General features: G+C 68.2%; 11 protein-coding genes. 9 read left to right on the top strand and 2 right to left on the bottom strand.

Translation table 11 applies throughout. The features are described from left to right. Positions 1-60 precede the first annotated feature (60 nt). Positions 61-588: an RnfABCDGE type electron transport complex subunit B gene (locus Q0672_RS14855; RefSeq protein WP_153161138.1), complete on the bottom strand. Its 528-nt coding sequence runs from the start codon at positions 586-588 to the stop codon at positions 61-63. A 14-nt stretch (positions 589-602) separates the two neighbouring features. Continuing rightward, a complete protein-coding gene (rsxA, locus tag Q0672_RS14860; RefSeq protein ID WP_153161137.1) occupies positions 603-1181 on the bottom strand; it encodes an electron transport complex subunit RsxA in 579 nt (192 codons plus the stop codon). Positions 1182-1481: 300 nt separating this feature from the next. Here rsxA and nifL point away from each other — a divergent pair, with 300 nt between their 5' ends. From nifL to Q0672_RS14905, 9 genes are all read left to right on the top strand, one after another. After that, the gene (nifL, locus tag Q0672_RS14865; protein ID WP_298623365.1) at positions 1482-3011 is read left to right on the top strand and encodes a nitrogen fixation negative regulator NifL; all 1530 of its coding nucleotides are present in this window, start codon (positions 1482-1484) and stop codon (positions 3009-3011) included. Between the two features lie 20 nt (positions 3012-3031). Continuing rightward, positions 3032-4636 (top strand): nif-specific transcriptional activator NifA, encoded by a 1605-nt coding sequence (gene nifA, locus Q0672_RS14870; protein ID WP_298623368.1) that lies wholly within the window; start codon positions 3032-3034, stop codon positions 4634-4636. A gap of 127 nt (positions 4637-4763) precedes the next feature. Further along, on the top strand, positions 4764-5093 hold the full coding sequence (locus tag Q0672_RS14875; RefSeq protein WP_298623371.1) for a (2Fe-2S) ferredoxin domain-containing protein: 330 nt from the start codon (positions 4764-4766) through the stop codon (positions 5091-5093). Positions 5094-5097: 4 nt separating this feature from the next. Then, positions 5098-5367 carry a nitrogen fixation protein NifZ gene (locus Q0672_RS14880; RefSeq protein ID WP_153161133.1) on the top strand — a complete coding sequence of 90 codons (270 nt, stop codon included), beginning with the start codon at positions 5098-5100 and terminating at the stop codon, positions 5365-5367. A gap of 18 nt (positions 5368-5385) precedes the next feature. Beyond that, positions 5386-5916 (top strand): flavodoxin, encoded by a 531-nt coding sequence (locus Q0672_RS14885; protein ID WP_153161132.1) that lies wholly within the window; start codon positions 5386-5388, stop codon positions 5914-5916. After that, positions 5913-6218, top strand: coding sequence for a hypothetical protein (locus Q0672_RS14890; RefSeq protein ID WP_298623375.1), 306 nt, complete (start codon positions 5913-5915; stop codon positions 6216-6218). The genes Q0672_RS14885 and Q0672_RS14890 overlap by 4 nt, the downstream gene beginning before the upstream one ends. A gap of 15 nt (positions 6219-6233) precedes the next feature. Further along, a complete protein-coding gene (locus Q0672_RS14895; RefSeq protein ID WP_298623377.1) occupies positions 6234-6626 on the top strand; it encodes a hypothetical protein in 393 nt (130 codons plus the stop codon). Positions 6627-6635: 9 nt separating this feature from the next. Beyond that, a complete protein-coding gene (gene modD, locus Q0672_RS14900) occupies positions 6636-7487 on the top strand; it encodes a ModD protein (RefSeq protein WP_298623380.1) in 852 nt (283 codons plus the stop codon). A gap of 26 nt (positions 7488-7513) precedes the next feature. Further along, positions 7514-7906, top strand: coding sequence for a hypothetical protein (locus tag Q0672_RS14905; RefSeq protein ID WP_298623382.1), 393 nt, complete (start codon positions 7514-7516; stop codon positions 7904-7906). Positions 7907-8501: the final 595 nt, after the last annotated feature.

Below are 8501 nucleotides of genomic sequence, written 5' to 3' on the forward strand. Positions count from 1 at the left end.
CCCGTTGCGCCGTGACCACGGCAGCCGGCAGATTGCGTTCGCGGGTCGTCATCGCTTTCCTCATGCTGCCAGCGGCTTGGGCATCACCCAGTGCTGGACGGTGACCGGCACCGGCTTCATCGCCAGCGCCTCGGTGGGGCACTTCTCGACGCAACTGCTGCAACCGGTACAGGCCTCCCGCAGCACGTTGTGGATCTGCTTGGCCGCGCCGACGATGGCGTCGGTCGGACACACCTTGCTGCAGCGGCAGCAGCCGATGCACAACTCCTCGGCCACCATCGCGATCTTCGGGCCGTCGTCCGACAGCCCCGACAGATCGACGGTGAGACCCAGCTTGGCGGCGATCGCCGCAGCGAGGCTCTTGCCACCGGGCGGGCAGCAGGTGGGCGGCGCCGTGCCATCGACGATGGCGGTGGCGGCGCCGGAGCAGCCCGGAAACCCGCACTGGCCGCAGTTCGAGCCCGGCATCATGGCGATGAGTTCATCCACCACCGGGTTGCCCTCGACCCGCAGGGCCTTGTTGGCGATACCCAGCACGACGCCGAGCACGGCGCCAAGCACGGTGAGACTGAAGATGGCGATCAACATTTTGCGGCGCTCCCTTACACGTTCATGCCCGAGAAGCCCATGAAGGCCAGGGCCAAGAGGCTGATGGTGACGAAGGCGATCGGCGCGCCGGCGAAGGCCGCCGGCACCCGGGCCAGGGCCACGCGCTCGCGCAGCCCGGCAAAGATCAGCAGCACGATGGTGAAACCCAGGGCCGACCCGAAGCCATACACCAGGCTCTTGAACAGGCTGAAGCCCTGCTGCACGTTGAGCAGCGCCACACCCAGCACCGCACAGTTGGTGGTGATGAGCGGCAGGTAGATGCCCAGCGACTGGTACAGCCCGGGGCTCGATTTCTTGATGAACATCTCGGTGAATTGCACCACCGCGGCGATCACCAGGATGAAGGTGAGGATGCGCAGATAGCCCAGGCCCAGGGGCTGGAGCAGCCAGTTGTCGAGCATCCACGACGCGCCGGCCGCCAGGGTGATCACGAAGGTGGTCGCCAGGCCCATGCCGAGGGCGCTGTCCACGCTCTTGGAGACGCCCATCACCGGGCACAGGCCAAGAAACTTGATCAGCACCACGTTGTTCACCAACGCGGTCGACAACAGCAGTAGCAGGAAGTCCTTCATGGGATGGCGCCTCTGTTCGGGTTTAGCCAGCCCAACGCATAAGCCATGCCAACCTCGCTGCAGTGCCGCAAATGCCCGGCGGCGTGCGGAATTGTGGGGCACGCACCAAAGAGGGGCGGATTTCGGGGGGCGGAATGTCACAAAGCCGACAGGCGTTTATGTCGCATTTGCCCCGAAAACCCGCCGTCTGCCGCGCCAGCCGCGGGAAGCGGGCATTTTTGTGCACCACGGCACGGAAGATGCTCCGGCAAACCAAAGAAGCGTCCGATCCGAGAAACGCACACCCGAGGAGCCAAATTCATGCCGTCAGCCAAATGCCTCGCGGCTCAACACGCGCAACCCAGCCCGAAGCTTCCGCCGGAGGTTTATCTCCAGGCCGTGAACCAGGCCGATCTGGCCATCTCGATCACCGACCTCGCGGCGAACATCCTCTTCGCCAACGAGAGCTTCACCCGGGTCACCGGCTACACCCCGGGCGAGGTGGTGGGCAACAACGAGTCGATGCTCTCCAACCGCACCACCCCGCGGGAGATCTACCAATCGATGTGGACCGCGCTGATGGAGCAGCGGCCCTGGTCGGGCAAGCTCCTCAACCGCAAGAAGAGTGGCCAGCTGTACCTGGCCGAGCTGACCATCTCGCCGGTGGTGGACGCCGCCGGCAAGACCACCCATTACCTCGGCATGCACCGGGACATCACCGAGTTCCACCGGCTCGAGCAGATGGTGCGCAACCAGAAGGCGCTGATCGAATCGGTGGTGGATGCCGCCCCGATCGCCATCGCGCTCCTCGACCAGAAGGGCCGAGTGCTGCTCGACAACCAGGCCTACAAGAAGCTCGTCACCGACCTGCGGGTGGCCGAACCGGCCCACACCCTGCTCGACAGCGTGCTCGGCACCTGGCGCACCCAGCTCTCCGACGACATCGCCACCTGCGTCTTCGAGAACCGCGAAGCCCGGGTGGACCACCGCAACGGCCGGCCCCGCTGGCTGTCGGTGACCACCTCGATGATCCAGATCCACAGCGACAACGCCGACAACTACTTCGCCTCGTCCGACCAGCCCGGGCTGCTGCTGGTGATCTCCGACGTCACCAGCCTGCGCGCCGAGCAGGAGCGCGCCCGCACCGCCGCCCTGCAGGCCGCGATGGCCGAGGAAGAGCGCACCGCGGCCCTGCGCGAGGGCCTCTCGGCGGCGATCTTCCGGCTCGAAGAACCCATGAACGTGATGGCCTCGGCGGTCTCGATCCTGCAGCGGCGCGACCCGTCCAGCGCGGATCTGCTCAAGCACGCCCTCTCCGCCGGCCGCGAGCACATGGAATCCCTGCGCCTGGTGATCCCGCCCAGCGCGCCGGAGATGGTCTTCAGCGTCAATCTCAACGAGCTGCTGCGCGACGTGCTGGAAGTGTGCACGCCCCGCCTGCTGCGCGCCGGCGTGGTGGTGGACTGGCACCCGGCCGCCACCCTGCCGCCCCTGCTGGGCCGCCCGCTGCAGCTGCGGATGCTCTTCAAGGCGCTGGTGGATAACGCCATCGAAGCCATGGACACCAAGGGCTGGAAACGCCGCGAGCTGACCCTCGCCACCTCGGTGGTGCGCAACTGCATGGTGGTCACCGTCACCGACAGCGGCCCCGGCATCCCGGCCGAGCTGCGCCACCGGGCCTTCGAGCCCTTCTTCTCGGCCAAGACGGGGGCGAGCCGCCACCTCGGCACCGGCCTGTCGCGAGCCCAGCAGATCGTCTCGGACCACGGCGGCATCATCGACCTGGACGAGAGCCCCGGCGGCGGCTGCCACGTGGTCGTCGAGTTCCGCCTGGACGGCGACCCGATCTGAGACACAACGACGAGAGCAGAATGCACGAACACGTGATCCACTCCGTGGACTGTCCGCCCCCCGGCGGCTACTGCCGCACCCACGAGCTGAACATCCAGCTGCTCGCCGCCCTCTACGCGGTCAGCCGGGTCCTCAGCCGTTCGCTGGTGTTCGAGGAGACCCTGCGCGACGTGCTGCGGGTGCTGCAGGACGAAGCCGGCCTCACCGCCGGCATGATCGGCGTCGTCGATGCCCAGACCGGCAACCTCATCACCCACACCCTCCATCACCCCACGGGCCCCACCGGCGTGCAGTACCAGCCCGGCGAAGGCATCCTCGGCCTGATGCTCGAGAAGCCCCGCTCGGTGATGCTCGCCCGGGTCGCCGACGAGCCGCGCTTCCTCAACCGCCAGGGCATCTACCAGCAGGAGCTGCCCTTCATCGCGGTGCCGATCAAGGTCGGCGGCAACCTCCAGGGCATCCTGGCGGTGCAGCCCGAGGCACCGGAAGACGGCCTGATCCAGGAGCGCGGCCAGTTCGTCGAGATGGTCGCCAACCTCATCGGCCAGGCCCTGCGCCTGTCGCTGGAGGTGGAGCAGGAGAAATCCAGCCTCGTCGAAGAGCGCGACCTGCTGCGCCGTACGGTGCGCCACCAGTTCGGCTTCGACAGCATGGTCGGCCGCTCGGCGGTGATGCGCCGGGTGTTCGACCAGGCGCGGCTGGTGGCCAAGTGGAACACCACCGTGCTGATCCGCGGCGAGACCGGCACCGGCAAGGAACTCATCGCCAACGCCATCCACTACAACTCGCCCCGCGCCCGCAACGCGATGGTCAAGCTCAACTGTGCGGCGCTGCCCGAGAACCTGCTCGAATCCGAGCTCTTCGGCCACGAGCGGGGCGCCTTCACCGGCGCCGTCGAGGCCCGCAAGGGGCGCTTCGAGCAGGCCAACGGCGGCACCCTGTTCCTCGACGAGATCGGTGAGATCTCGCCCTCCTTCCAGGCCAAGCTGCTGCGGGTGCTGCAGGAAGGCGAGTTCGAGCGCGTCGGCGGCAGCCGCACCGTGAAGGTGGACGTGCGCATCGTCGCCGCCACCCACCGGGATCTGGAAGCCGCGGTGGATTTCGGCGACTTCCGCGAAGACTTGTTCTACCGCCTCAACGTGATGCCCCTGTTCCTGCCGCCGCTGCGCGAGCGCATCGAGGACATCCCCGAGATCGCCCGCCACCTGCTCACCAAGATCGGCGGCGAACAGAAGCGCAAGCTCACCCTCACCGACATGGCCCAGCGCCGCCTCGCCAGCCACGAGTGGCCGGGCAACGTGCGCGAGCTGGAAAACTGTCTCGAGCGGGCTGCCGTGCTGTCGGAAGATGGCGTCATCGACGTGGATCTGATCCGCTTCCCCAGCACCCGCGAACGCCAGCCGGCCCGCCCGCCCCGCGACACGGGCCTGGGCAGCCCCGTCCCCGCCCGGCCGCCGGCCGACGTGGATCTGAACGACCCGGGCATCTCCGAGAAGGAGCGGGTCGTGGCAGCGCTTGAACAAGCCGGTTGGGTGCAGGCCAAGGCGGCACGCCTGCTGGGCATGACGCCCCGCCAGATCGCCTACCGCATCCAGACCCTCAACATCGAAGTGAAGCAATTCTGACCCGCTTGTCGGCTTTGCGACATCGCGCATGGCCGGCAAGCCGCTGATTTGCCAGACAAAAAATCTGGCACTCAACTTGCACGAGAGGCTCCTGACCCCAGCACTTGCACTTTCAGGAGCCACAAAAATGCCCAAACCCAAAAAACACATCCTCGTCTGCGTCCAGGGCCGCCCCCAGGGCCACCCGCGCGGTTCCTGCCAGGACAAGGGCTGCGGCCAGGTCTGGCAGGCCTTCTCGGACGAATTCACCACCCGCAACCTGTGGGCCTCGGGCTTCCAGCTCACCAACACCGGCTGCCTCGGCCCCTGTCAGGCCGGCCCCACCGCCATCGTCTATCCCGAAGGCGTGATGTACACCGGCATCAAGCCCAGCGACGTCTCCGCCATCATCGAGGAACACCTGCTCCTCGACGCCCCGGTCGAGCGCCTGCTGGCCCCGGCCGACATCTGGAGCTGATGCCATGAGCGCAACCCAGTACGACATCGGCGACATGGTCTTCGCGGCCGAAGACATCCTCAACGATGGCGGCATGCCCGGCATCGACGAGGAAGAAGGCCTGATCGCCCCCGCCGGCGCCCGCGGCGTGGTGGTGCACTTCGGTCATTCGGAAGTCGACCCGAGCCGCGAGATCTACCTCGTGCGCTTCGAGACCGGCGCCGACGGCAGCCTCGGCAACCCAGTGGGCTGCCTGCCCGACGAGCTCACCCAAGACCCGCCCCCCAGCCACTGACCTTCGAGCCTCCGCGCCATGACGTCCATCGGCATCTTCTTCGGCACCGACACCGGCCGCACCCGCCTCATCGCCAAGCAGATCGCCAAGAAGCTCGGCGACGTGGCGGCGGCGCCGGTCAACATCGGGCGCGCCACGCTGGAGGAATTCCTCGCCCACGACGCCCTGATCCTCGGCTGCCCCACCTACGGCGACGGCGAGCTGCCGGGCGAGTCGGTGGGCCTCAAGCCGAGCTGGGAAGAGTTCATGCCCCAGCTGGCCGGGGTCGACCTCTCCGGCAAGGTGATCGCCCTGTATGGCCTTGGCGACCAGAAGAAATACCCGGCCGTGTTTGTGGACGCCATCGGCATCCTCCACGAAGCCCTCAGCGACCGGGGCGCCCGGCTCATCGGCCAGTGGCCCGCCGCCGGCTACGATTTCAACGCCTCCCGGGCGCTGGAGGGCGAGCACTTCCTCGGCCTCGCCCTCGACCAGGTGAATCAGCCGGTGCTCACCGAAGCGCGCATCGACACCTGGCTCGCCCAGATCCGACCGGAGCTGCTGCCATGAACACCAACGCCTGGGCCCTGCCCAAGGACCGCGCCCTGCGCCGCCTGCTCGTTTCCTTCGACCCGGCCCTGGGCGAAGCCTGCGACATCGAACCCGACAGCGGCACCGACCCCGCCATCGTCACCCTGCGCCACCCCGAGCTCGACCGCCTGCGCGCCCATGTCTTCCTGCACGGGCAGCGCCCCGGCACCTACGGCGTGTATTACGAATACCCCAACCCGCTGCCCGACATGCCCAGCAGCATCGAGAACCAGCCCCTGGCCCGCGTGCTCGACGGGCTCAGGATGCATTTCGACGCCTGAGGAGGCCGCCTCGCCATGTTCTTCCCGCCGCCCCGCCTCAACCTGTCCGCCGCCCGCAGCGAGAAGCGCGACGACGCCCGCTGGCTCGACGACCTGCCCCCCGCCTGGCGCGACATGGTGGTGGCCCCGATCAGCTTCACGGTGCACCGGGAATACGAACTGGCCGCGAGCCGCACCTTCGGCTACGACGCCTACGACCTGCGCTGCTTCTACCACCACAGCTACGTGCTCACCGAAACCCGCTCCGACAACGACGAGGATTTCTACACCGTCGTCACCCGGGGCGAGACCCTGCGCGCCTGGCGCCTGCGGGATGACCGCTGGCTCACCTGGCGGCGCACCGTGTGCGGCAGCGACGGCACCGTGAGCCGCGGCTTCTACAGCTTCTCGCCCACCTGCCCGGTGTAGCGCCCGTTCATGTCGCCCTACCGGCTGCCCGACCCGGCCCTCGAAGCCATCCTCGGCGAAGACACCCCCGAGGGCGACGCCACCACCTTTGCCCTGGGCATCGCCGATCGCCCCGGCGTGCTCGAATACCGCGCCCGGGGCCCGATGACCCTGTGCGGCAGCGAGGAAGCCGCCCGCATGGGCCAGCTACGCGATCTCATCATCGCCGGCCCGGTGGCCGCCAGCGGCAGCGTGCTCGACGCCGGCCAGCTCATCCTGCGCCTCGAAGGCCGGGCGGCGGATCTCCACGCGGTGTGGAAGACCAGCCAGACCCTGATGGAATCCCTCTCGGGCATCGCCAGCGCCACCGCCGCCATCGTGGCCGCGGCCCGGCGGGGCAACCCGGCGGCAGCGGTGGCGTGCACCCGCAAGAATTTTCCCGGCACCAAGGCCGCCGCCATCAAGGCCATCCTGTGCGGCGGCGCCACGCCCCACCGCCTGAGCCTCTCCGAAACCCTGCTGGTGTTTGCCGAGCACCGGGCCTTTCTCGATGAATCCCCCGCCGCCACCCTCGCCCGCCTGCGCGATGCGTGGCCCGAGCGGCGCATTGTGGTGGAAGTGGGCGACGAAGCCGAAGCGGCCCTGTGGCTCGATGCCGGCGCGGATGTGCTGCAGCTCGAGAAACTCCCCGTCGCCGCGGTGGCCCGCATCGCCGCCATCGCCGCGCGCATGCCCCGCCCGCCGCTGATCGCCGCCGCCGGCGGGGTGAATGCCGGCAACGCCGAAGACTTCGCCCGGGCCGGCGCCGGGGTGCTCGTCACCAGCAGCCCCTACTTCGCCCCGCCCCGGGACGTGGCCGTCACCCTGCGGCCCGCCCCCTGAACCCATCCACTGCCCCGCCCCCGACCATGAAGATCGCCATCGCCACCCGGGATTTCGCCACCGTCGGCGGCCACGCCGGCCAGGCCCGCCACTGGCTGCTCTACGACCTCGCCCGATACGCCCCCGGCCAGCTGCTGCCCGCCCCCCGGCAGATCGACCTCTCCGCCGAGCAGGTGCTGCACGTGTTCAAGGACAACGCCCCCCACCCCCTCGACGGGGTGGATCTGGTGGTGGCCACCAGCGCCGGCGACGGCTTCGTGCGCCACATGCGCACCCGCGGCACCGACGTGATGCTCACCGGCGAGACCGACCCCGCCGAAGTCATCACCCGCATCGTCTCCGGCCAGCCCCTGCCCGACCAGCGCTTCGATATCACCACCACCCTGTGCAAGCTGCGGGATCTGTTCTCGCGCCACTAAAGCCCGGCCGGCCCGGCCGATGCCCCGCACCGCCCGCGGGCAGGACGAGGCAATGAAGCCGTGGAGGCCAGGCATCGGCGCCCGCCAAACCGGGTCATCCGGCAGCGAAACACGCCTGCAGGCGGGCGAACATCGTTTCGTGCGCTGAAACCGGCTTGCCCGCCTCCGCATCGAGGTTTCGGGTCCTGAATCATCGTTTCAGCGGCCGAATGATCGTTTCAGCGCCTGAAACTGAATCCACGCGCCATGAAACTGCGTTGCGCGCGCCGTAAAGCGCGTTTCAGGCGCTGAATCGTTATTTCTCGGGCTGAAACGACGTTTCCTGCCGCAAAGATCGATATATTCGTGAAGAAACGCTGCCTGTGGATGGCTTTGGGGGCCGAACGCCCCCACACCGCCGCCCCACCCCGCTAGAAGGGAATCACCTTGTCCGCCGCCAGCGTCCACTCGACCAGATACCGTAGGTCGGGTTAGCCCGCAGGGCGTAACCCGACATCCCGGGTTGCGTGAAACGATGGCGCGTGTCGGGTTACGCCCTTTGGGCTAACCCGACCTTGTATTGTGTTGATGTGCGGAACCGGTCGTTTTCAGGTCT

The organism is uncultured Zoogloea sp., from assembly GCF_937894855.1.
Classification (GTDB): Bacteria; Pseudomonadota; Gammaproteobacteria; order Burkholderiales; family Rhodocyclaceae; genus Zoogloea; species Zoogloea oryzae.